The sequence below is a fragment of the Flavobacterium restrictum genome (genome assembly GCF_007097245.1).
GTDB lineage: Bacteria > Bacteroidota > Bacteroidia > Flavobacteriales > Flavobacteriaceae > Flavobacterium > Flavobacterium restrictum.
In genome coordinates this window covers 40,979-63,002 of sequence record NZ_VJZT01000007.1, presented here as the reverse complement: position 1 = coordinate 63,002, position 22,024 = coordinate 40,979, and the positions used below count along the sequence as shown (strand labels likewise).

The following is a 22,024-nucleotide window of genomic DNA, read 5'->3' as shown; positions in this document are numbered from 1 at the left end:
ATTTTTGGGCATAAAAAAACCCTTTGCTACTGCAAAGGGTTGTGTTTTGTTTAAAAAATTGATTAGAATTTATATCCCAAAGAAATTGAAAAAACATTATTTTTTATTTTAACATCTTCTCCAGGATCGGTATCAGCGGTGTTTGACAATCCTAAATTATAACGCGCTCCAAGTGAAATATTTTTAGAAAAATCATACCCCAAACCAAAATTAACACCAAAATCAATAGATTTAAAACCATCTTTTGCGTCTTGCTCATTAGAATTACCATTATATGAAGCCTTTATTTTCGCAGAAGTCAAAAAACCAATTTGCGGTCCAGCTTCAAAACTAAACTTTTCAGCCGCATAATATTTCATCATCAAAGGAACATTCAAATACGCTAGTTTAAATTGAGTAGCTACAACATAATTAACACCGTCTATTACTATTTGCTGATCAAATTTTGAACCTTGTGTAGAATAAAGTAATTCCGGTTGAAATACAAGCTTATCAGCAACATCAATTGCTACAAAACCACCAACATTAAAACCTGTTGTTGCAGATGTACTTGGTTCAAAAATTCCCGTAAAGGACTGGTTCGCAAGATTCAAACCTGCTTTGATTCCAAATTTAGCTTTTTGTGCATTTACAGTTCCAAATACCAATACAGCAACTGCTGCTAAAATAATTTTTTTCATTTTTGTTTTGTTAAATTTAAGCGGCAATATTATGCTAATTCTTGTTAAATAAAAAATAAATACCATTACCGAATCGTTACTAAATCAAAAAAAAACAGGAAAACAACCACCAAAAACAATTTGACAATAAACTCATTTTCAATTGACTAAAAAAAAATCTATCACTATATTTAGTGATTTTTATTTATTTTTGAAAACGCTTAAAAATTAACAAGTATAAACTTCAAAATGATGCGATGACATATTATAAAAACTCCAGAAGTAAATCCAAAGAGGCAAAACCATTTGCACTGTAAACCAAAATTTTTTTTGATTCAATAAAAAAACTAGGAATTATTTCTTTCAAAAATCATTTTTATAAATTGCTTTTTTTATTTTTACCAAAATAGAAATTATGAAAATTTGCATCATCAACGGCCCCAACTTAAACTTACTAGGAAAAAGAGAACCCGAAATATATGGAAGTCAAACTTTTGAGGATTATTTAGAAATCCTTAAAAATACTTTTCCGCACGTTGACTTTACTTATTTCCAAAGCAATATTGAGGGCGAATTAATAGGTAAAATTCAAGAATTTGGTTTCGCCTTTGATGGTATTATTCTCAACGCAGGTGCCTATACACATACCTCAATAGGCATAGGCGATGCCGTAAAAGCCGTTACAACTCCAGTGGTCGAAGTACATATTTCGAATACTTTCTCCAGAGAAAGTTTCAGACATCAATCGTATATTTCAGGAAATGCCAAAGGAGTTATTCTAGGTTTTGGCATGAAAAGCTATGAATTAGCGGTACAATCGTTTTTGTAAATCAATCCATTTTGGCTCTGCTAAAATAGTATAAAACCTATTCTACAAATGAAATACCAAATCTAAAAAGCTCCTACAAATCACTTTTTTTCAAATAACATAGTTTAACAAAAAATTATAGTACTGAATTCTATTCGGTTGCGGTAAAAAATCTTTATTTGAAAAAAATTAAATATGAAAGAAAAATACATCGTTTTGCCTTTGCTTTTTGTTACCATTTGTTCTGCTCAAGTAAAAGGAACTATTACTGATCTCAAAGGCAATCCGCTTCCTTTTGTTACTGTATTCGAAGAAAATACGTATACAGGAACCACCTCAAACGAACAAGGAAAGTATGAATTGAATCTTAAAAAGGAAGGAAATCATACTGTTATTTTTCAATATTTGGGGTATAAAACGCTGAAAAAGAACATTCTTCTTGACAAAAATCTTTTACAATTAGACATTCAGCTTTCCGAAGAAAGTTACACTCTAAACGAAGTGGTCATTAACACCAAGGAGAATCCTGCCAATGCAATTATAAAAAGTGCTATTGCAGCTAGAAAAGAAAACGGTGCAAAAACAGCTCGTTTTATTGCTGACTTTTATTCTCGAGGACTTCTAAAAATAAAAAATTTGCCTAAAAAAATATTAGGCATGAAGGTAAATATTGGCGATCAATTGGAATCTAATTTAGATTCAACTGGAACTGGAATTTTATACCTATCAGAAACTGTTTCTAAAATAACCTTTGAAAAACCCAATAACTTTAAAGAAAAAATTATAGCTTCCAAAATTTCTGGAAACGACAAAGGCTATAGCTATAATACAGCGAAATCCTCCAATTATGATTTTTATGAAAACACCCTGAATTTTGACACCAAAATGATTTCGCCCATTGCCAGTAATGCCCTCAACTATTACAAATACAAACTTGAAAGCACGTTTATGGACGAAAACAACCAGTTAATAAATAAAGTCAAAGTAATTGCAAAACGAGATAAAGAACCCGTTTTTGAAGGATATATTTATATTGTTGAGGATAGCTGGTCGCTTTATGCGGTAGATTTAGACATAAAGGGGTATCGAATGAACGATGAATTTACCCAAATAATGACGGTGAAACAAAACTTCAACTATAATTCTAATACTAAAATTTGGTCTAAAAACAGCCAAAGTATCGCTTTTTCAGCAGGGGCATTTGGAATTAAGTTTTCGGGAAAATTTAATTATGTGTTTAGCAATTATGAGTTTGTTACCGCTTTTGAAAAAAATACTTTTGGTAACGAAATCGTAAGTATAGAAACCAATGCTAACAAAAAAGAAGAGGCATTCTGGAACACCAATCGCCCAATTCCACTCACCGAAGAAGAAAACACGGATTACATCAAGAAAGACAGCGTTCAAACCCTACATAACTCAAAAGTCTATTTAGACTCTATCGATAAAAAAAACAACAGGTTCAAATTACAAGATCCCATTTTAGGATACACCTATACAAACAGTTATAAAAAGCAGTCCTTTAACTATGATGGATTGCTAAATATTAGCTCATTGAGTTTTAATACCGTGCAGGGATTCAACCTAGACTCTGGCTTTTCATATAGAAAATGGAACGATGAAACTGGGAAAAACACCACCATAAATACCACTTTTAATTATGGTTTTTCTGAAAACAGGCTACGAGTAATAGGCAATTTCAGCCACCGTTTTAACAATCAAAACTATGCCTACATGGCAGTAAGTGGTGGCTCTAGCATCAATCAATTCAATGATGCTAAGCCAATAAGCAATTTGATAAATTCAGTTAGCACCTTGTTCTTCAAGAACAACTTTATGAAATTGTATAACAAAGAGTTTGTGCAAGCTTCCTTTGGTCAGGACATTGCAAATGGGGTTAATCTAACTGCTCGTATCGAATATTCACAACGAAAACCACTCTTTAATACCACCGCTTATACCGTTCTAAAAAGTGATGATTCCTATACTTCAAACAACCCTTTGGATCCAAGCGATTATCTAAATGCAGGATTTACCAACCACCATCTAACAAAACTAAATCTGATGGGGCGCATCAATTTTGGGAACACCTACATTTCTCGCCCTGACGGAAGGTTTAACATTCGCAACCCAAAATACCCAACCCTACTATTGAGTTATGAAAAAGCATTTGCCGCAAGCGACAAGAATTACAACTATGATTACCTTGCCACTCGCATTATATATGACGTTTCATTAGCTAACAAAGGCAATGTGGGAATCAATCTCAAAGCAGGAAAATTTTTTAATGCTCAAAATATTTCTTTCATCGATTACAAGCATTTCAACGGCAATCAAACCCATATTGGACAAACGGATCAGTACCTAAATGTATTTAATTTACTCCCTTATTACAGCAATAGTACTAATGATGCCTATTTTGAATTTCATTCAGAGTACAACGACAAAGGCTTTATAATGAATAAAATTCCGTTATTAAATCTTTTAAAGACCAATTTAATTTTAGGATACCACAATCTATCCGTCCCTAACACTAAACCTTACAACGAAGTCGGCATTGGTTTAGACAATCTTGGTTTTGGAAAATTCAAGATGCTCCGTTTGGATTATGTTCGATCCTATCAAAACGGTTTTAAAGGAGACGGAATCGTTTTTGGTCTTAAATTCCTAAATATATTAGAATAAAAAACAGGATTATTTTTTCCATTTGGGCGTGACCCCATTTATAAAAGGCGCTCTCGAGTAACTGCTCAGTTGCGCCTTTTATAAATGCGGTCGGGCTATACGCTCCGCATGGCGGATTACTTCTATCCCTCACGCAGCCCATTGTAAGCCAAAAGAATTTCGATTTTTAATTCGGTTCTATGTGAATCAAAACATGCCCAATTTGAGGAATCTCTAATCGCAAGGTATCTTTAAGATGGTGTGCAATATCATGTCCCTCTTTTACTGTTATAGTAGCATCTACTCTAGCATGCAAATCAACATGGTATTGCATTCCTGCTTTGCGAATGAAGCATTTTTCGGTGCCTATAATCCCAGTAACGGTCAACGAAATCACTCTAATTTCCTCTACTAAATCATCGTACAAATGCTCATCCATGATTTCTCCCAAAGCAGGTCGAAAAATCAAATAGCTATTATACAATATAAATCCCGAAGCAAAAAGAGCAGCCCAATCATCGGCAGATTCGTATCCTTTTCCTAAAATCAAAGCAATAGCGATGCCTATAAAAGCAGCAATCGAGGTAATAGCATCGCTGCGGTGGTGCCAAGCATCCGCTTTTAGCGACGAACTATTGGTCTCTTTACTCCTTTTCATGACTACCCGAAACGAGTATTCTTTCCATAAAATTATAATTCCCAGAACATAAAGTGTCCACGATTTAGGCAGTTCATGTGGCGTTTGAATGTTACTAATACTTTCATAAGCTATAATTGTTGCCGAGGTAATCAAAAAACCAACGATAAGAAACGTGACCAATGGCTCGGCACGACCATGCCCATAGGGATGGTTTTCATCGGCAGGTTTATTGGAATATTTGATTCCAAACAAGACCAAACAGGAGGAGAAAATATCAGTTGTCGATTCTATTGCATCAGCAATTAAGGCATAGGAGTTCCCAAAAAGTCCCGCCAATCCCTTGATAATGGCCAATAGTGTATTTCCAATAATACTAAAATAGGTGGCTTTGACAGCAGTTTGCTCGTTAGTCATTGTGTTTTTTTATTTAAATTAAAAATCGTTTAAATTAAATTTTGCACGCTAGTGACAACCTTTAATTTAAACGATTTTTTTGGGTAAGAATTTTAAAATTAAGCTCTTACTATATTAGCTCCAATAGCACGTAATCGTTCGTCTATGCGCTCATATCCTCTATCAATTTGCTCAATATTTTGAATCGTACTTGTTCCTTTGGCCGAAAGCGCCGCAATCAACAAGGAGATTCCCGCTCTAATATCTGGCGAGGACATCGTGGTTGCTTTGAGTTCTGATTTAAAATCATGCCCCATTACCACGGCTCTATGTGGATCGCAAAGCATAATTTTGGCTCCCATATCTATTAGTTTATCCACAAAGAACAGGCGGCTTTCAAACATTTTTTGGTGAATCAAAACATCCCCTTTGGCTTGAGTTGCAACGACCAATATGATACTCAATAAATCAGGTGTAAATCCTGGCCAAGGCGCATCGGCAATGGTTAGTATAGAACCATCAATATCGGTTTTTACTTCGTACCCATCATTGTGTTCTGGAATGTAAATGTCATCACCTCGTCGTTCCAATGTAATTCCTAGTTTTCTAAAAACACTAGGAATTACACCTAAATTATCCCAGCTTACGTCCTTAATAGTAATTTCGCTTCGGGTCATGGCGGCTAAACCAATCCATGATCCTATTTCAATCATATCAGGAAGAATTCTATGTTCACAACCGCCTAAACGCTCTACTCCTTCAATGGTCAATAAATTAGAACCTACACCGGTAATAGTAGCTCCCATGGCGTTCAACATTTTGCACAATTGTTGCAAATAGGGTTCACAAGCAGCATTGTAAACTGTTGTTTGCCCTTTGGCCAAAACTGCAGCCATAACAATATTAGCCGTTCCAGTTACCGATGCTTCATCCAGCAACATGTGCGAACCTGTAAGTCCATCGGGTGCTTCTACGCCATAGAAATGGTCTTCGCGATTGTATCTAAATTTGGCTCCTAAATTAATAAATCCTTCAAAATGGGTGTCTAATCTGCGGCGACCTATTTTATCTCCACCTGGTTTTGGAATATATCCTTTCCCAAAACGCGCTAGCAATGGCCCAACAATCATGATGGAACCACGAAGCGAACCACCTTCTTTTTTGAAAGCCTCGGTTTCTAGATAGCCTACATTGACTTCATCGGCTTGAAAAGTATAGGCACCTGCACCTGTTTTTTGAATTTTTACACCTAGATTTCCTAAAAGCGTAATCAATTTATTGATATCAATAATATCTGGAATATTAGTGATTGTAACTTTTTCAGGTGTCAATAGCACTGCACATAATATTTGTAATGCTTCGTTTTTTGCGCCTTGTGGTGTGATTTCTCCTTTAAGTCGAATACCACCTTCGATTTTGAAAATTCCCATTTTTTTGATTTGCGTTTTATGATTTTATGATTTTTAAATTAGCGTTTGCGGGCAAAGGATTACCTGTAAGCACCTAATTAAATCTAAAGCGGTTTTCTATTTTGATTTTTGTGAATCGGAGTTTTTCCGAGTTTTGCATTCTTGTTGCTTTGAATTTTTGGCGGACCAGCCGGCGAAATTTTATTCGACACTCGCTTATTGGTTCGCAATAAATCCGTGGTTCCCAAAAGCTCTTCGGTACTTTGAATTAGATTCAATTTTCCGTCTGACAATTCATATAAATGTTCAAAAATAACGTCGTCTTTGACGGTATCTTTGTTCCAACTCAAATACGATTTTTTCATGTGGTTGGCAATCACTTTTACCAAGGCACTTTTCATATCGCCATCTTCCCATTTATTGGCAACATCAATCATGTACTTTATATTGTTGCCGTAATACCGGTATTTAGGGAAATTTTGTGGGTATTGCAAAATTTCTGGTTTGAGTTGCAGCACCTCACGAGACGGAATAGGATAAGGCGAGGAAACATCTAATCTAAAATCAGACATGATAAAAAGCTGATCCCACAATTTATGTTGAAAATCTGGCACATCCCGCAAGTGAGGATTCAAACTTCCCATGACTTGAATGATGTATTTTGCCGCTTTATTGCGCTCTTCGCCATCCGTAATAGCGGTAGCTTGCTCAATCAATTTTTGCAAATGACGACCATATTCAGGTATAATTAAATGCTGCCTTTCAGAATTATATTCTAAATTAAAGACCACATCATTGGCCACTTCTTTTTTATATTTTTCGATCATATTTATAGGGAAACTATACCTTCTATTGTAGCTACTTCTCGGTATTTATCAACAACTTCTTGTGCATTTTTCACGGTAGCATCTATAGAAATGCTGGTGAATTTTCCAGTTTTTGACTTTGTGGTTTTGATTACAGCTCCCATACAATTAAAAGCATTTTCAACTCGATCTACATTGTCATCAACTGTAGGCACAATAAATTTGAATAAATATGCTGCTGGCCAAGTATTACTGTTATCCAACTCCACTTTTAACCTTTCGTAAAACTCAAAGGCTTCTCTTTCTTTATCGTTATCCATTTTTAAATTAAAATAAAAGCAAATATACAGTATTGCTTTTAGTCCCGAAAACTTTCGGGATAGAATTACGATTGCTGTTTTCGTATTTTTTTTAAAATTGATTACTCGACACAAATACTAAAATATGATTTAACTCCTAATTTAGTGTTTTTAAAATCTTTTTTTTTAAAAGAAGCCTTTTAAAACCCATTTCTTCCAAAATGTAGCTTGAAAAATTCATTTTCAAATCCCAAAAAGTTTCGGTAAATTTGTCCCTTATTTGACAAATGTGCAAAAAGAAATTATAGTTATCATTGGCGGTCCCGGAACCGGAAAAAGCACTATTATAACCCAATTAGAGGATAAAGGCTATTGCTGTTATCCCGAAATTTCTAGGCAAGTTACCCTAGAAGCTCAAAAAGAAGGAATTGACCAGCTCTTTCTAGAAAATCCCTTGCTGTTTAGCACCAAACTTCTGGAAGGACGAAAAAAACAATATGAAAATGCGGTTTCCGAATCCTCAAATATTGTTTTCATAGACCGCGGAATCCCTGATGTTTTGGCTTATATGAATTACATTGGCGATCCGTATCCCGCTGATTTTGAAACCGCTTGCCAAGAATACAAATACTCCAAAATATTTATTTTACCGCCTTGGGAGGAAATTTATACCAGCGATGGCGAACGTTACGAAAACTTTGAACAAGCCACAACTATTGATGCGCATCTAGTGGCTACCTATGAAAGTTATGGATACGAACTTATTGAAGTTCCAAAAGATAGTGTCGCAAACCGAATTGATTTTATTTTGGATAAAATTTATCAGTAAGGAACGAAATCAAATTTAGGATTGCTACTTCCAACCCAAACTGTACTGTATGCAAGAGGCATTAGGAATTTTAAAAAAATACTGGAAACACGACGCATTCCGACCTTTACAAAACGATATAATCAATTCGGTTTTGAGCGGACAGGACACCTTTGCATTGCTGCCAACAGGCGGCGGAAAATCAATTTGTTTTCAAATTCCAGCTCTGATGCAAGAAGGGATTTGCCTTGTCATTTCGCCATTGGTCGCCTTGATGAAGGATCAAGTTGCCAATTTACAAAAACGGGACATCAAAGCCGTTGCGCTTACTGGCAGCATACGCTCCGAGGAAATGATCGATTTACTGGACAATTGCCAGTTTGGAAATTACAAGTTTTTATACCTTTCTCCAGAGCGGTTGCAATCGGATTGGATTTTGGAACGTATAAAAAATCTGCCTATTAATTTGATCGCTATCGACGAGGCGCATTGTGTATCGCAATGGGGACATGACTTTAGACCCGCTTACCTGAAAATTTCGGAACTGAAAAAGCATTTTCCTAAAATTCCATTTTTGGCCTTGACAGCCACAGCAACCGCAAGAGTAAAAGACGATATTGTAGCGCAATTGCAGTTGCAAAAACCACAATTTTTTCAGCAATCCTTTGCCAGAAATAACATTGCCTATATGGTTTTTGAAGTCGAAGACAAGCTCCACCGAATTCAACAAATTTTAAAAAAAAATCCAGAATCCTCCATACTTTATGTTCGCAATAGAAAATCTTGTTTAGACATTGCGGCTCAATTAAACAGTCTAAATTTCAAAGCTACCTATTATCATGGTGGGCTTTCGCCAAAAGAAAAAGACAAAAACATGCAGCTTTGGATGAACGAAGAAGCACAAGTTATTGTGGCGACCAATGCTTTTGGGATGGGAATTGACAAGGCCAATGTAAAAACGGTACTTCACATTCAATACCCCGAGAACATCGAGAATTATTACCAAGAAGCAGGACGTGCGGGACGAAATGGCGAAAAAGCATTTGCCGTTTTACTCACCAGTCCCTCGGATGCACTACAAGCCAAAAGTCAGTTTTTGACTATTTTACCCAACACAGATTTCTTAAAAACGATTTATATTAAACTGTGCACCTATTTCCAAATCGCTTATGGCGAAGGAATTAACGAGCAGTTTACTTTTAATTTGAATCATTTTTGTCAAAAATACAGTTTCCCAATACTCAAAACCTATACTGCAATTCAGTTTTTAGACCGTCAGGGAATTTTGAGTTTATCACAAGAATTTTCAGAAAAAATAACATTACAATTTTTAATTTCTTCCAAAGAAGTGATTCGGTATATGAGTTTAAACCCGAACGATGAGGAAATTATTTTAGCCATTTTGCGAACCTATCCCGGAATTTACGAAATGCAAACAGCCTTCAACCTCTCTTTAATTGCCAAAAAATCAAATCATAAAGAAGCCGAAATACAAGCCGTTTTAGCACGATTAAAAGAAAAAGAAATCATTGATTATCATGCCAAAAATAATGATGCCACAATTATTTTTAATGAAGTTCGGGAGGACGAGCGCACCATTAACCGTGTGGCCAAATATTTAGAGAAACAAAATCGATTAAAAATAGCACAATTAGATGCTGTTCTTTTTTACATCAATGAAAAAAAGACTTGTAAAAGCACTTTGATTTTAGACTATTTTGGCGAAAAAGCAACCAAAAACTGTGGCATTTGCTCCTATTGTATAACTAAAACGGCTAAAAAAACCAATTACAACTTGCTTACCAAAACAATTCTGGAACTTTTAGAAAAAGAAGCTTTAAGCTCCAGAGAAATTCAAAATAACACCAAGAATACCGCTGACGATGTTATCTTTGTCTTGCAAGAATTATTAGAAAATAATAAACTAATAATACAACCTAATAATAAATATACGCTAAAATCATAATGGAAAAATTACGAATTATATTCATGGGAACCCCAGATTTTGCAGTGGGAATTCTCGATACTTTAATCCAAAAAAACTATACTATAGTAGGAGTAATTACAGCTGCAGACAAACCAGCTGGACGTGGTCAAAAAATAAAATTTTCGGCAGTAAAGGACTACGCATTAGCAAACAACCTCCCCTTATTACAACCTACTAATTTAAAAGACGAGGTTTTTTTGACTGAATTAAAAGCATTAAATGCCAATTTACAAATTGTTGTAGCCTTTAGAATGTTGCCCAAAGTAGTGTGGGCAATGCCCGCATTGGGCACCTTCAATTTACACGCGTCGCTACTTCCTGATTATCGTGGAGCAGCTCCTATAAATTGGGCTATTATCAATGGAGAAACCACTACCGGAGTTACCACATTTTTTATCGATGACAAAATTGATACGGGAGCTATGATTTTGAGTTCCAAAATAACTATTGACGCGACCGAAGATGCAGGTTCACTTCACGATCGATTGATGCTTTTAGGAAGTCAAACCGTGCTAGAAACGCTAACCCTAATCGAAAACAAAAAAGCAACCACCACCATTCAAAACGATACGCCCGATATTAAAACGGCCTTTAAATTAAATAAAGAAAATTGCAAAATCGACTGGACAAAATCGGCGACTACAATTTACAATTTGATTCGAGGATTGAGTCCGTATCCGGCAGCTTGGTGTTATATTACCGATAAAGAGCAGGAATTTGCGGTCAAAATATATGCCGCCATACTAGTTTTAGAACCCCACGAACTAGCAATTGGAAGTCTTTTTTGTACCAAAAAAGAAATTAAAATAGCAGTTGAAAACGGATTTATTCAGGTGTTGAGTTTACAATTCCCTGGAAAAAAGAGAATGACAACATCCGAATTATTAAATGGAGTCACTTTTACACCCCAAGCAAAAGCGCATTAACAGTAGGAAACACGGGAGTTAATCGTGTTTTTTGAATGAAAATTCATGGTTTTATGAACAAATAAAACAAGTTATCAACAAAACCAGCTAAAAATAACAAAAACGCTTGCAAGGAACGGATTTCCCATTAAATTTGTCTATTAACAATTTTTAACCAACAATTAATAACTATTATTATGAACAAATCAGAATTAATCGACGCTATCGCTGCTGATGCAGGAATTACAAAAGCTGCTGCAAAATTAGCTTTAGAATCATTTTTAGGAAATGTAGGTGGCACTTTGAAAAAAGGTGGAAAAGTATCTTTAGTAGGTTTTGGATCTTGGTCAGTTTCAGCAAGAGCTGCAAGAGATGGTAGAAACCCTCAAACAGGAAATACAATTCAAATCGCAGCTAAAAATGTGGTAAAATTCAAAGCCGGTGCAGATTTAGAAGGAGCTGTAAACTAATCCAGTTTGCTATACTATAAATTAAACCTTCCTCACGGAAGGTTTTTTTTTGCATTTAAACGATTTTATTTGGTAGATTAAAAAAAATATCGCTAAATTTAATAAAAAATAGAGCCGTATGATTTCAGAAAAATTAAAAAAAGGACATCTTCTTATAGCAGAGCCTTCTATAATTGGAGATTTATCATTCAATAGATCTGTAATTTTATTAGCCGATCATAATGCTGAAGGCTCAATAGGCTTTATCATCAATAAACCTTTGAAATATACCATCAACGATTTAATTCCTGAAATTGAATCTAGTTTTAAGATATACAATGGTGGACCAGTTGAGCAAGATAATTTATATTTCATCCACAATATTCCTGAATTAATACCAAACAGTATCGAAATTTCTAATGGAATTTATTGGGGAGGCGATTTTGAATCAACCAAAGAACTCATTAATAATGGTGAAATTGGCAAAGAAAACATTCGTTTCTTTCTAGGATACACCGGTTGGGACGAAAACCAACTCGAAACAGAAATGCAAGGCAACTCTTGGATTATTACCAAAAACAGCTATGATAATAAAATCATAGGCAAATCGACCACTCATTTCTGGAAAGAACAAATAATGGAACTCGGTGGCGACTATCTTATTTGGTCTAATGCACCCGAAAATCCGTATTTGAATTAAAAAGCGATACTAGCATTCAATTGCTCCAACAACGCATCTGCCGTAGTGGTTTCGAATGTTTTTTTACGATAATGCGTAATGGGTTGTATGCCTTTTATCACATTGGTAATAAACAATTCATCTGCTTTTTGTAAATCAAAAGGAGAGATTATTGCCTCGATAACTTCAAGCGAAGTATGTTTTTTGGCCAAAGCCAAAATTTGCCTTCTCATAACCCCATTCAAACAACCTTCGGAAACTGGCGGCGTGATTAAGGAATTGCTTGTGCGCATAAAAATATTTCCTTGCAAGGCCTCAACAACATTTTTGCTATCATTCAACAAAATACAATTGTCTAAACCATTTTCGTCAGCAAAAATACTTCCAATGGTATTAATCATTTTATTAGTCGTTTTAATGGACGAAAGCAATTGCTTGGTTACATAAAAATCCTTGTACAAATCCACTTCATATTTCTTTTTTTCTAAAAAATAAGCTGTAGTAGCAAGAGCTTGAGTTTGAATCAAAAAAGAAACCGTATTGGTCGCTGGCAAATAGAATCCGCCATCATTGCGATACACCGTAATTCTACCTCTAGCCGATGCCATACACGAATTATGTTGCGCCGTCAAAAGAATTTGTTCCTCCAGGTATTCCATGGTAAAATTCATTGGAATTTCCATTCGTACCACACGCATAGCAGCCATTAACCTAAAATAATGGTCTTCTAAAAACAAAATGGTATTGTTAACTATTTTTACTGTTTCAAAAACACCGTCACCATACAAAAAAGCGCGGTTTGAATGTAAAATATCCGATTCTTGAGACACTATTGTTCCGTTGCAATTTATCATAAAAAAAGCCCTAAATTTAGTTTAGGGCAAATATAAGTTATAAAATAGAAATACCGTTATACGGAACCAATTAGATGTTTTAAATCTGAAACCTGATTTTCCCAAAGCTGTTTGGCTTCAGTAACTTCTTCATCGTAGGCAAAATCAACAACCATCAACGAAACGTCTTTGGTTAACTCATCTTCTAAAATATGCAATTCAAAAAAATATTCGGTATCCTTATTGTTTTCATCAACCCATTTAAACTTTACTTTTTCGCCTGTTTTTTTGGAAGCAAGTCTTGCTTTTTCTTCGGAATCATTCCAAATAAAAGTAAAAAACTCACCACGTGAGTTCACATTATCTGCAAACCACTCCGACAAACCAGAAGGAGTAGAAATATATTGATATAATAATTGTGGAGAAGAATTTATAGGAAATTCAATTTCGTACCGTATTTTTAAATCCATGAGCTGCCTTTAATTTTTTGTGAAATATAGAGCTTATTATTACTAAAAAAAAGGATTTATAAAAATATTTTTTTTTCTTTAAATTTGCTTGCCAACTCTAATATTATTTTTATATTTGCACCCGCAATCAGAGACAGTAATTGTCTTGATTATGGCGAGGTAGCTCAGTCGGTTAGAGCGCAGGATTCATAACCCTGAGGTCACGGGTTCAACTCCCGTCTTCGCTACAAAAATAAACCCTTAAACAGCAATTGTTTGAGGGTTTTTTAGTTTAAAAAAAAAAATCAAATTCAGTTGATTACTAATCCTAGCATTAGAAAACAATAGTCTATTGCGATTGGAACCAAAAATAAGAGCAACGCAAAACAAAAAACTAACTCCAGAAAAGAGATTATTTTTTTTGCGTTTAAAGAAAGTGTTTTAAAGTAGATTTATTTTAGTTTACTGTTGGAACGGGCACATAAAAAATTTCTGCGCTATCAGTAAACGATAAGATTTATTTTAAATCCGAGCAATCGGGGAAACCAGACCAACGTCAGCTTGACAACAAATGTACACAAGGTAATACACCCTCGTTGAAACCGTCCAAAAGTTCAGAAAAAAATAATTGATTTTCAATGCACGGATTTAAAAACATTGTATCAAAACCTATCATTAGTTTGATAGGTTTTTTAGTTTATACCCATTGTGAGTTTTCAAAAAAGACAAAAAATTTTTGCCCGATTTGTCCCCCTCGCAACCCCTATAAAATCTACAATCTCAACTTTTAAGAATGAAGTAATAAATCATAAGTATTTGATTTGTTGCTTTTTTTATTTTTCAATACTCTGAAATTTTATGTCCTTTTCTATTTTAAGCCTCAAAATTACTTTAGCATATAAGAAAGTTACATAATGTAACCCGCAATTTATATAAAGATTCTTCAATTTACAGATGGAAATTTTGTGTCCTATTTTATTTTAAAGCCCAAAATTACCTTTGCAAAGGAGAAAAGTTAAATGTTTTAACCATTAATAAAGTAAATGATTCTTCAATTTGTAAACGAGTGATATATAATTTAAAAAAAATAATTATGAATAGTTTTGAATTTATTCTGATACTAACATCAATGGTTATGGCATTTCCAAAAAGAGGAAAGAAAGCTTTTGAATGTTTTATTCAAGTATTAGGCGCTTTGTCTATCAGTAAATTTTTTCAGGCAATGATTGCTTATTATACTAGAAATAATAATATTTCTAAATGAAAAACATCACGTTTTAATCGTTAGGATTTAGAGAAATGGATGTTCTTATTACACAATAGCAACTTTGTAAAAGCTTACAAGTATAACTACAACTGGAAAGAGCTTCAAGACGAACCCAAATCGCTAGGATATGCACTAAATATCTCTTGTTGGAATAGCAATCCCGAAAGCTTTCGGGAAGCAAACTGTGCCAACAAACGAGAGTAAACAAAAATAAATTTACATCACAACAATCCAATAAGTGACTTTTCATTTAGCATCTGTATAACTTTTTCCCAATCTTGCAGACATATATCGCCAGTTGGAATACTATATTTTTTAATGATTGTAAAATCTTCGAATTTTGTCTTTCTAAATCCCTAAATTTGAAGTTATGAAAAAATCAATCGTTATTTTGTTGCATATTGGTTTTTGGCTGTGCTATTTGCTATTAATAGGGATCCTATTAGCAATTTTTTACAGAAGCAGTAATCCTGCAATTGATCAAACTGCTAGAGTTTTGAATGCCTTCAAATCGCTATTTTTGTTTGCATTTTTGCCTTCATTCCTAACATTTTATGGTTGCTATTTTATCGTTTTTCCAAAATACCTCCAACAAAAAAAGTTTTTCTTTTCTTTTATTTTTGGGGTATTACTTTCAATTCTTGCTTCGACAATAGCCTATATTCTGATGCGATATTTAATTGAATCGGGGCAATTGATTGACATGGATAAAGGTGGTATAAACGGAAGATCTACTGCTGTAAGAACCATACTGTTTATGAGTTTTATCGCTTCAATAGCTGGTTTAGCGGCATTAATTATTAAAGGTTTTATCACTTGGTTTAACGAAATAAAATTAAAAGAAGAGCTGAAACAAAAAAATCACGAGACCGAAATGGCATTGATAAAATCCCAGTTGGATCCTCATTTTTTATTTAATACGCTCAATAACATCGATGTATTGATTTTAAAAGACGCAACCGAAGCATCCAATTATTTAAACAAGCTTTCTGATATTTTGCGATTTATGCTTTACGAAACGAAAACAGATGAAATTTTACTTAAAAAAGAGATTGAATACATAGAGAAATACATCGAATTACAAAAAATTAGAACGGCAAATGTAAACTATGTTAGCTTTGAAGTAATAGGCAATCCAGCCAACATATCTATTGCGCCAATGGTTTTTATTCCCTTTATTGAAAATGCTTTCAAGCACAGCACCAACAAAAAAATTGACAATGCGATTACGGTTCAGCTCTTTATTAACAAAGGAAACATCCTATTTGTATGTAAAAACAAGTTCGATTCCAATCGAAAAGTGATTCAAGAAAGCAATGGTTTAGGTAATGGTCTTATACAAAAACGATTACATTTGATCTATCCGGAGCAACATCAATTAGAAATTGACAAACAAATTAACTTGTACAGTGTAAAATTAACAATCAAAAATGGATAAATATTCTTGTATTATAATCGAAGACGAACCCTTGGCGCTAGAAAGAACCAAGAGTTTTGTTAGTAAAATTCCTTTTTTGAATTTGTGTGGCACGTTTGAAAATGCACTTGATGGGTTGGCTTATTTAAAAGCTAATAAAGTCGATTTACTTTTTTTAGACATTAATATGGATGAATTGTCTGGAATAGAATTGCTGGAAAGTTCTAAAATTGACAGTCAGGTTATCATAACCACAGCCTATCAAGAATATGCTATAAAAGGCTACGAACTCAATGTCACCGACTATTTATTAAAACCCTTTACATTCGATAGATTCTTAAAAGCGGTAAACAAAGCACAAGAAAATAGCAACCAAAATCCTCCGAATGTACCATTAGATTTTATTTTTGTAAAGACCGAAAATCGGCTAGAGAAAATAAATGTGAGTGACATATTATTTATAGAAGGAATGCGGGATTATCGTCGAATTCACACCGCAAATAAAAGGATTATGACGCTACAAAACTTTAGCGAATTGGAACAAATTATCCCTTCGAATTTGGTTTGTAGAGTGCATAAATCCTATATGGTTGGAATTAACAAAATAGATTCTATTGAACGGATGAGAATTAAAGTTTCGAATCAGATAATCCCAATTTCCGAAACCTATAAAGAGTTGTTTTTTAAGATAATAAACAATAGAATATAGCTTTTCAACAAAAATTTTGCAGACTTAAAACACTAGTTTGCAGACAACCTACCCTACTTCGCATAGTAAAATTGTAGCCCTTGTTTTATTCTTGGACTTTTGTATAAAATTATACATAAGAACAATTATGAAAACAAAAAATACAGTTCTAATTATCCTATTGTTTATTGGATTTTTAATGCAAGCGCAACCTAAAACCCAAAACCTATTAGTAGGTTCTTGGATGGGGAGAACCATTACCAAAGACTTATCTACATCAGAATTAGTACTTTTTAAATTGGAATGGAAAAACAATTCTATCAAAGGAAAAATGGATTTTCCTGATAAAAGAGTAAAAGATGTTTCCCTTGATAAAGTATGGATAATCAACGATAGCGTTTTTGCCGATGCCAGAAAATCGTTGGGATGGGCAGAGACCGCTCCTTTAATTTTTAAAGGAAAAATAATGCCCGGAGATTCTATCATTAACGGAATGTGGGGCGGTAATACACCTTTAAAATTAAGCCGAACCAATTATATATTTCAACTAAAAACAAATTCAAATCCAAAAATTGCAGGCTTTAAAATCATAAAATTAATAGAAAGCACACCCATCAAAGACCAGCAAGCCACTGGTGATTGTTGGAGTTTCGCTACCACTTCTTTTATAGAAACTGAAGCGATGAGATTGGGTAAAAAACCGGTGGTGCTTTCGCCAATGTTTTTCGTCAGACCAACTTACATCAACAAAGCCGAAAATTATATCCGCCGAAATGGAGCCAGTGCTTTTACCGAAGGCGATTTGACTTTTAGTGTTTTGAAAGCTTATAAAGAATTTGGTGCCATTCCAGAAAGTGTGTATTCCGGAAAATTGGATTCTGATAACAGACACGATCATGCAGAAATGAATAAAGCCTTATTAGAAAAGGTGAAATTTTATGTGAATTCCCACGGTGATTTAACTACCGAAATCTACCGAAATCAAGTTGATGAAATCCTAAACCAAACTTTAGGCAAAGTTCCAAATATTTTTATTTATGATGGAAAGACATATACTCCAAAGTCATTCGCAAATGAAATGATTGGAATTAATCCTAATGATTACGTAGAAATTACTTCTTATACGCATCATTCTTTTTATTCGAAGTTTACTTTAGAAATTGAAGCAAACTGGAACAACAATCAGTATTTGAATCTGCCAATAGACGATTTCACATCGGTGATTGACAACGCTTTACTACACAATTATTCGGTTTGTTGGGATGGTGATATTTATGAAGGATTTAAAAATGGTTTCGCAGTATTGGACAATCCTAAAATCATTACTCAACAAATTAGACAAGCAGCATTCGACAATCGCACTACCGAAGATGTACATAACATGCACATTATTGGAATAGCAGAAGACGAAAAAGGGAAACCTTATTATATTCTAAAAAACTCCTCTGACAACAATGATTGTGGCGGGTATTTGTATATGTCTAAAGACTATTTGCTCTTAAAAACAATTTCGGTACTAGTTAATAAAAACGCCATTTCTAAAGCAATAAACAAGAAAGTAGGCAAAAATCTATAATGCTTTTGTCAATTTAAAAACCCTTTAAAAAATAAAAAAATGAATGCAAAATTAATTCTTTTCCTAACTACAACACTGCTACTTTTTTTTAGCAATGTGTTTTCGCAAGACAAGAGTGCTAAACAACTGGCGAGGCAAAAATTCACTTTAAGTGGAACAATCACCGATGCCAAAAGCAACGAAACCATAATTGGTGTAAATGTGTATTTTCCTGAATTAAAAACAGGAACAACCACCAATGAATATGGCTTTTATTCTATTACAATTCCAAAAGGCAACTACGAAGTGGAATTGAGTTTTGTGAGTTTTCAAACGCTTACTGCTAGCGTTAACCTCAACAAGAATACCAAAACAAACTTTCAACTTTTCGGTAGTGAAGAGCAATTACAAGAGGTAGTTGTTACAAACGAACGAAAAGCAACCAACATCAGAAAAGCGGAAATGAGCATCAATAAACTTTCTATTGCTACTATAAAAAAGATGCCTGTTGTTCTTGGAGAGGTTGATATTCTCAAATCGCTTTTGCTTTTGCCCGGAGTTACCAATGCTGGCGAAGGAGCTTCTGGTTTCAATGTTCGTGGCGGTGGTGCTGACCAAAACTTAATCCTTTTGGACGAAGCAACAATTTTTAATTCTTCGCATGTTTTTGGTTTCTTTTCGGTTTTTAATCCTGATGCGATAAAGGATTTGAAATTGTACAAAGGAGGAATCCCAGCGAGATTTGGTGGGAGAGCTTCATCGGTTTTAGATATGTATCAAAAAGATGGTAACAGTTCTGGTTTTCACATGAATGGTGGCATCGGATTAATTTCTAGCCGATTATTAGCCGAAGGACCAATTGTAAAAGACAAAGGTTCGTTCCTTATTGGCGGACGTGCTTCGTATGCGCATTTATTTTTAAAACTCTCCGAAGAGCAAAAAAACAATGCCGCTTATTTCTATGATTTGAATACCAAATTGTCTTATAAATTAAATCCAAACAATAATTTGTTCTTGTCTGGTTACTTTGGTCGTGACGTCTTTAGTTTGGACAAAAGTTTTACAAATACGTACGGAAATTCTATCTTAAACTTGCGTTGGAATCATTTGTATACTGACAAATTATTTTCAAATTTATCGCTAATTTACAGTGATTATTACTTTGGATTGGGTTTGGATTTAGCTGATTTCAAATGGGATTCGGGCATAAAAAACTACACTGTAAAATACGATTTCAAAAATTACATTACAGACAAATTCAAATTAAATTTTGGTGTCAATAGTATTTATTACGATTTCAATCCCGGAACGATATCACCAACTAGTTCAAATTCTGGAATAAATTTTAAACAATTGGATAAAAAATACGCTTTTGAACCTGCACTATATGTCGCAGCCGAACAAGAAATTTCAAAAAAGACTTCGCTTTCCTATGGTTTACGATACAGTATGTTTTATAGATTGGGTCAATCCAATGTAAATCTTTATGCCAATAACGACCCCGTAACTTTTAATCAAGACACACAAACTTATCAAAAAGCAACGCCAATTGGAACCCAATTTTATGATAAAAACAAAGTGATTCAAAGCTATAATTACTTGGAGCCTCGTTTTTCTGTGGCTTATGAATTGGATAAAAATCAATCTGTAAAAGCGAGTTATAATAGAATGGTGCAGTATTTACAACTGGTTTCTAATACTTCATCTCCTACTCCATTGGATGTTTGGATGCCTAGTGACAATTATATCAAACCGCAAATTGCAGATCAAGTGGCTTTGGGATATTTCAAAAATTTTAGCGATGAAAAATATTCCTTTGAAGCGGAAACTTTCTATAAAAAAATCCAAAACAGAATGGACTATATAGATGGTGCTGATTTAGTTGCCAACGAAGCTATTGAACAAGTGGTACTCAACGGTCAAATGCGTTCGTATGGTTTGGAACTGATGTTACGCAAAAACGAAGGTAAATTAACAGGCTGGATTTCTTATACTTTATCTAAATCAGAACAGCAAACTCTTGGAAGAAATAGTTCCGAAATTGGAATTAACAATGGACAATGGTACAATTCCGCTTATGATAAATTACACAATCTTGCCGTTACAAGTTCCTATAATTTAAATAAAAAATGGAATTTTGGAGCCAATTTCATGCTACAATCGGGTCAGCCGGTAACCTATCCAAACGGTCAATATACCTATCAGGACATTCTGGTCCCTAGTTATGGATTAAGAAACGAAAACAGACTGCCAGTTTATCATCATTTAGACATTTCAGCAACGCTAACGCCTCATAAAAATGACAATAGAAGTTGGAAATCAGAATGGGTATTCAGTATTTATAATGTGTACAATCGTAAGAATGCCGCTTCCATAAATTTCAAACAAAATGCTGACACTGGAAATAATGAAGCCTTGAGAACCTCCATTTTCGGAATGGTTCCTTCGGTAAGCTATAACTTCAAATTTTAATATATAAAAAGATGAAAAATAAAATAAATTTAATAATCGTAATGCTTTTGGCTGTCTTTTTTAACAGCTGTGAGGATGTAGTTAACATTCCTTTAAATACTGATAATCCTAGATTAGTCATTGATGCTTCCTTAATTTGGCAAAAAGGAACAACTGGAAACAATCAAACCATAAAACTATCAACCACCACTGATTTTTATACCAATACAATTCCAGTAGTTTCTGGCGCAACGGTTTTTATAAAAAATAGTTCCAATATAGTTTTCAATTTTGTGGAAACACCCAATACTGGAATTTATTTATGTAGCAATTTTGTTCCAAAAATTGATGAAACTTACACCTTAACGGTTATCAATAACGGACAAAATTACACAGCTAAAGAAACCTTAAAATCAGTCGCTGCAATAACTTCGGTAACGCAAGAAAAGCAAAGTGGTTTAGGAACCGACTTCCTAAAATTAAAAGCTTTTTTCAATGATCCGGCAGATGCTGATAATTACTATCTTTATAAATACAAATTCTCTAAAAACCTAAAACCAGAATATTCAGTAGATGATGATCAATTTTTTCAAGGCAATGAATTTTTTAGTTTGGTACTCGAAGAGGATACAGCACCAGGACAAACAGTCGAAATTACCCATCACGGAATTTCAAAAGGGTATTATAATTACATGAGTATTCTATTGGGTGTGGCAGGAAGTTCTGGCGGAGGTCCGTTTCAGACCCCACCAGCTACAGTGAGAGGAAACATAAAAAACCAAACGAATTTTAACAATTATCCACTGGGTTATTTCACATTGAGCCAAGCTGATACCCGAAATTATACCATTCAATAAA

The 22,024-nt window shown here is 34.2% G+C and carries 21 protein-coding genes and 1 tRNA gene; 15 read left to right on the top strand and 7 right to left on the bottom strand.

Annotation, left to right across the window (positions count from 1 at the left end):
- Window positions 1–62: 62 nt before the first annotated feature.
- Window positions 63–680 carry a porin family protein gene (locus FNW21_RS08335; protein WP_144256279.1) on the bottom strand — a complete coding sequence of 206 codons (618 nt, stop codon included), beginning with the start codon at window positions 678–680 and terminating at the stop codon, window positions 63–65.
- A 394-nt stretch (window positions 681–1,074) separates the two neighbouring features.
- Here FNW21_RS08335 and aroQ point away from each other — a divergent pair, with 394 nt between their 5' ends.
- Window positions 1,075–1,488, top strand: coding sequence for a type II 3-dehydroquinate dehydratase (aroQ, locus tag FNW21_RS08330; protein ID WP_144256278.1), 414 nt, complete (start codon window positions 1,075–1,077; stop codon window positions 1,486–1,488).
- Between the two features lie 174 nt (window positions 1,489–1,662).
- Window positions 1,663–4,152: a DUF5686 and carboxypeptidase regulatory-like domain-containing protein gene (locus tag FNW21_RS08325; RefSeq protein ID WP_144256277.1), complete on the top strand. Its 2,490-nt coding sequence runs from the start codon at window positions 1,663–1,665 to the stop codon at window positions 4,150–4,152.
- Between the two features lie 166 nt (window positions 4,153–4,318).
- Here the strand turns inward: FNW21_RS08325 and FNW21_RS08320 are convergent, their stop codons facing one another.
- The 4 genes from FNW21_RS08320 to FNW21_RS08305 form a co-directional block, all read right to left on the bottom strand.
- Window positions 4,319–5,185 (bottom strand): cation diffusion facilitator family transporter, encoded by an 867-nt coding sequence (locus FNW21_RS08320; protein WP_144256276.1) that lies wholly within the window; start codon window positions 5,183–5,185, stop codon window positions 4,319–4,321.
- Window positions 5,186–5,283: 98 nt separating this feature from the next.
- A complete protein-coding gene (murA, locus tag FNW21_RS08315) occupies window positions 5,284–6,594 on the bottom strand; it encodes a UDP-N-acetylglucosamine 1-carboxyvinyltransferase (RefSeq protein ID WP_144256275.1) in 1,311 nt (436 codons plus the stop codon).
- A gap of 83 nt (window positions 6,595–6,677) precedes the next feature.
- Complete coding sequence (locus tag FNW21_RS08310) at window positions 6,678–7,400, bottom strand: DUF4290 domain-containing protein (protein ID WP_144256274.1); 723 nt, start codon at window positions 7,398–7,400, stop codon at window positions 6,678–6,680.
- A 2-nt stretch (window positions 7,401–7,402) separates the two neighbouring features.
- The gene (locus FNW21_RS08305) at window positions 7,403–7,699 is read right to left on the bottom strand and encodes a DUF493 family protein (RefSeq protein ID WP_144256273.1); all 297 of its coding nucleotides are present in this window, start codon (window positions 7,697–7,699) and stop codon (window positions 7,403–7,405) included.
- 268 nt (window positions 7,700–7,967) lie between these two features.
- Between FNW21_RS08305 and FNW21_RS08300 the strand changes: the two genes are divergently transcribed.
- From FNW21_RS08300 to FNW21_RS08280, 5 genes are all read left to right on the top strand, one after another.
- Entirely contained in the window at window positions 7,968–8,507 is a 540-nt protein-coding gene (locus FNW21_RS08300; protein WP_144256272.1) for an AAA family ATPase, read from the top strand.
- Window positions 8,508–8,556: 49 nt separating this feature from the next.
- The gene (locus FNW21_RS08295) at window positions 8,557–10,452 is read left to right on the top strand and encodes a RecQ family ATP-dependent DNA helicase (RefSeq protein ID WP_144256271.1); all 1,896 of its coding nucleotides are present in this window, start codon (window positions 8,557–8,559) and stop codon (window positions 10,450–10,452) included.
- Window positions 10,452–11,399 (top strand): methionyl-tRNA formyltransferase, encoded by a 948-nt coding sequence (gene fmt, locus FNW21_RS08290; RefSeq protein ID WP_144256270.1) that lies wholly within the window; start codon window positions 10,452–10,454, stop codon window positions 11,397–11,399. Before FNW21_RS08295 ends, fmt begins: the two co-directional genes overlap by 1 nt.
- Window positions 11,400–11,575: 176 nt before the next feature.
- Window positions 11,576–11,848 (top strand): HU family DNA-binding protein, encoded by a 273-nt coding sequence (locus FNW21_RS08285; RefSeq protein ID WP_144256269.1) that lies wholly within the window; start codon window positions 11,576–11,578, stop codon window positions 11,846–11,848.
- Window positions 11,849–11,966: 118 nt separating this feature from the next.
- Window positions 11,967–12,527, top strand: coding sequence for a YqgE/AlgH family protein (locus tag FNW21_RS08280; RefSeq protein ID WP_144256268.1), 561 nt, complete (start codon window positions 11,967–11,969; stop codon window positions 12,525–12,527).
- Here the strand turns inward: FNW21_RS08280 and FNW21_RS08275 are convergent.
- Window positions 12,524–13,360, bottom strand: a complete 837-nt coding sequence (locus tag FNW21_RS08275) for an aminotransferase class IV (RefSeq protein WP_144256267.1) — start codon at window positions 13,358–13,360, stop codon at window positions 12,524–12,526. The genes FNW21_RS08280 and FNW21_RS08275 overlap by 4 nt on opposite strands.
- A gap of 56 nt (window positions 13,361–13,416) precedes the next feature.
- Window positions 13,417–13,809 carry an START-like domain-containing protein gene (locus tag FNW21_RS08270; RefSeq protein ID WP_144256266.1) on the bottom strand — a complete coding sequence of 131 codons (393 nt, stop codon included), beginning with the start codon at window positions 13,807–13,809 and terminating at the stop codon, window positions 13,417–13,419.
- Window positions 13,810–13,962: 153 nt separating this feature from the next.
- Between FNW21_RS08270 and FNW21_RS08265 the strand changes: the two genes are divergently transcribed.
- The 8 genes from FNW21_RS08265 to FNW21_RS08240 all read left to right on the top strand — a co-directional run bounded on the left by FNW21_RS08265 (window position 13,963) and on the right by FNW21_RS08240 (window position 22,023).
- Window positions 13,963–14,036 (top strand) — tRNA-Met (locus FNW21_RS08265).
- Window positions 14,037–14,881: 845 nt separating this feature from the next.
- Window positions 14,882–15,052, top strand: coding sequence for a hypothetical protein (locus FNW21_RS16310; protein WP_185963905.1), 171 nt, complete (start codon window positions 14,882–14,884; stop codon window positions 15,050–15,052).
- 39 nt (window positions 15,053–15,091) lie between these two features.
- Window positions 15,092–15,259 (top strand): hypothetical protein, encoded by a 168-nt coding sequence (locus FNW21_RS16305; RefSeq protein WP_185963904.1) that lies wholly within the window; start codon window positions 15,092–15,094, stop codon window positions 15,257–15,259.
- A 166-nt stretch (window positions 15,260–15,425) separates the two neighbouring features.
- Window positions 15,426–16,493: a sensor histidine kinase gene (locus FNW21_RS08260; RefSeq protein ID WP_144256265.1), complete on the top strand. Its 1,068-nt coding sequence runs from the start codon at window positions 15,426–15,428 to the stop codon at window positions 16,491–16,493.
- A complete protein-coding gene (locus FNW21_RS08255; protein ID WP_144256264.1) occupies window positions 16,486–17,181 on the top strand; it encodes a LytR/AlgR family response regulator transcription factor in 696 nt (231 codons plus the stop codon). The genes FNW21_RS08260 and FNW21_RS08255 overlap by 8 nt, the downstream gene beginning before the upstream one ends.
- Before the next feature lie 127 nt (window positions 17,182–17,308).
- A complete protein-coding gene (locus tag FNW21_RS08250; protein WP_144256263.1) occupies window positions 17,309–18,736 on the top strand; it encodes a C1 family peptidase in 1,428 nt (475 codons plus the stop codon).
- A 39-nt stretch (window positions 18,737–18,775) separates the two neighbouring features.
- A complete protein-coding gene (locus FNW21_RS08245; RefSeq protein ID WP_144256262.1) occupies window positions 18,776–21,187 on the top strand; it encodes a TonB-dependent receptor in 2,412 nt (803 codons plus the stop codon).
- An 11-nt stretch (window positions 21,188–21,198) separates the two neighbouring features.
- A complete protein-coding gene (locus FNW21_RS08240) occupies window positions 21,199–22,023 on the top strand; it encodes a DUF4249 domain-containing protein (RefSeq protein WP_144256261.1) in 825 nt (274 codons plus the stop codon).
- The last annotated feature ends 1 nt before the right edge of the window (window position 22,024 follow it).

What these genes read in the sequence shown, in the direction of transcription:
- FNW21_RS08335 (WP_144256279.1), bottom strand. Translation starts at nt 680, where the DNA reads ATGAAAAAAATTATTTTAGCAGCAGTTGCTGTATTGGTATTTGGAACT.
- aroQ (WP_144256278.1), top strand. Translation starts at nt 1,075, where the DNA reads ATGAAAATTTGCATCATCAACGGCCCCAACTTAAACTTACTAGGAAAA.
- FNW21_RS08325 (WP_144256277.1), top strand. Translation starts at nt 1,663, where the DNA reads ATGAAAGAAAAATACATCGTTTTGCCTTTGCTTTTTGTTACCATTTGT.
- FNW21_RS08320 (WP_144256276.1), bottom strand. Translation starts at nt 5,185, where the DNA reads ATGACTAACGAGCAAACTGCTGTCAAAGCCACCTATTTTAGTATTATT.
- murA (WP_144256275.1), bottom strand. Translation starts at nt 6,594, where the DNA reads ATGGGAATTTTCAAAATCGAAGGTGGTATTCGACTTAAAGGAGAAATC.
- FNW21_RS08310 (WP_144256274.1), bottom strand. Translation starts at nt 7,400, where the DNA reads ATGATCGAAAAATATAAAAAAGAAGTGGCCAATGATGTGGTCTTTAAT.
- FNW21_RS08305 (WP_144256273.1), bottom strand. Translation starts at nt 7,699, where the DNA reads ATGGATAACGATAAAGAAAGAGAAGCCTTTGAGTTTTACGAAAGGTTA.
- FNW21_RS08295 (WP_144256271.1), top strand. Translation starts at nt 8,557, where the DNA reads ATGCAAGAGGCATTAGGAATTTTAAAAAAATACTGGAAACACGACGCA.
- fmt (WP_144256270.1), top strand. Translation starts at nt 10,452, where the DNA reads ATGGAAAAATTACGAATTATATTCATGGGAACCCCAGATTTTGCAGTG.
- FNW21_RS08285 (WP_144256269.1), top strand. Translation starts at nt 11,576, where the DNA reads ATGAACAAATCAGAATTAATCGACGCTATCGCTGCTGATGCAGGAATT.
- FNW21_RS08280 (WP_144256268.1), top strand. Translation starts at nt 11,967, where the DNA reads ATGATTTCAGAAAAATTAAAAAAAGGACATCTTCTTATAGCAGAGCCT.
- FNW21_RS08275 (WP_144256267.1), bottom strand. Translation starts at nt 13,360, where the DNA reads ATGATAAATTGCAACGGAACAATAGTGTCTCAAGAATCGGATATTTTA.
- FNW21_RS08270 (WP_144256266.1), bottom strand. Translation starts at nt 13,809, where the DNA reads ATGGATTTAAAAATACGGTACGAAATTGAATTTCCTATAAATTCTTCT.
- FNW21_RS16310 (WP_185963905.1), top strand. Translation starts at nt 14,882, where the DNA reads ATGAATAGTTTTGAATTTATTCTGATACTAACATCAATGGTTATGGCA.
- FNW21_RS16305 (WP_185963904.1), top strand. Translation starts at nt 15,092, where the DNA reads ATGTTCTTATTACACAATAGCAACTTTGTAAAAGCTTACAAGTATAAC.
- FNW21_RS08260 (WP_144256265.1), top strand. Translation starts at nt 15,426, where the DNA reads ATGAAAAAATCAATCGTTATTTTGTTGCATATTGGTTTTTGGCTGTGC.
- FNW21_RS08255 (WP_144256264.1), top strand. Translation starts at nt 16,486, where the DNA reads ATGGATAAATATTCTTGTATTATAATCGAAGACGAACCCTTGGCGCTA.
- FNW21_RS08250 (WP_144256263.1), top strand. Translation starts at nt 17,309, where the DNA reads ATGAAAACAAAAAATACAGTTCTAATTATCCTATTGTTTATTGGATTT.
- FNW21_RS08245 (WP_144256262.1), top strand. Translation starts at nt 18,776, where the DNA reads ATGAATGCAAAATTAATTCTTTTCCTAACTACAACACTGCTACTTTTT.
- FNW21_RS08240 (WP_144256261.1), top strand. Translation starts at nt 21,199, where the DNA reads ATGAAAAATAAAATAAATTTAATAATCGTAATGCTTTTGGCTGTCTTT.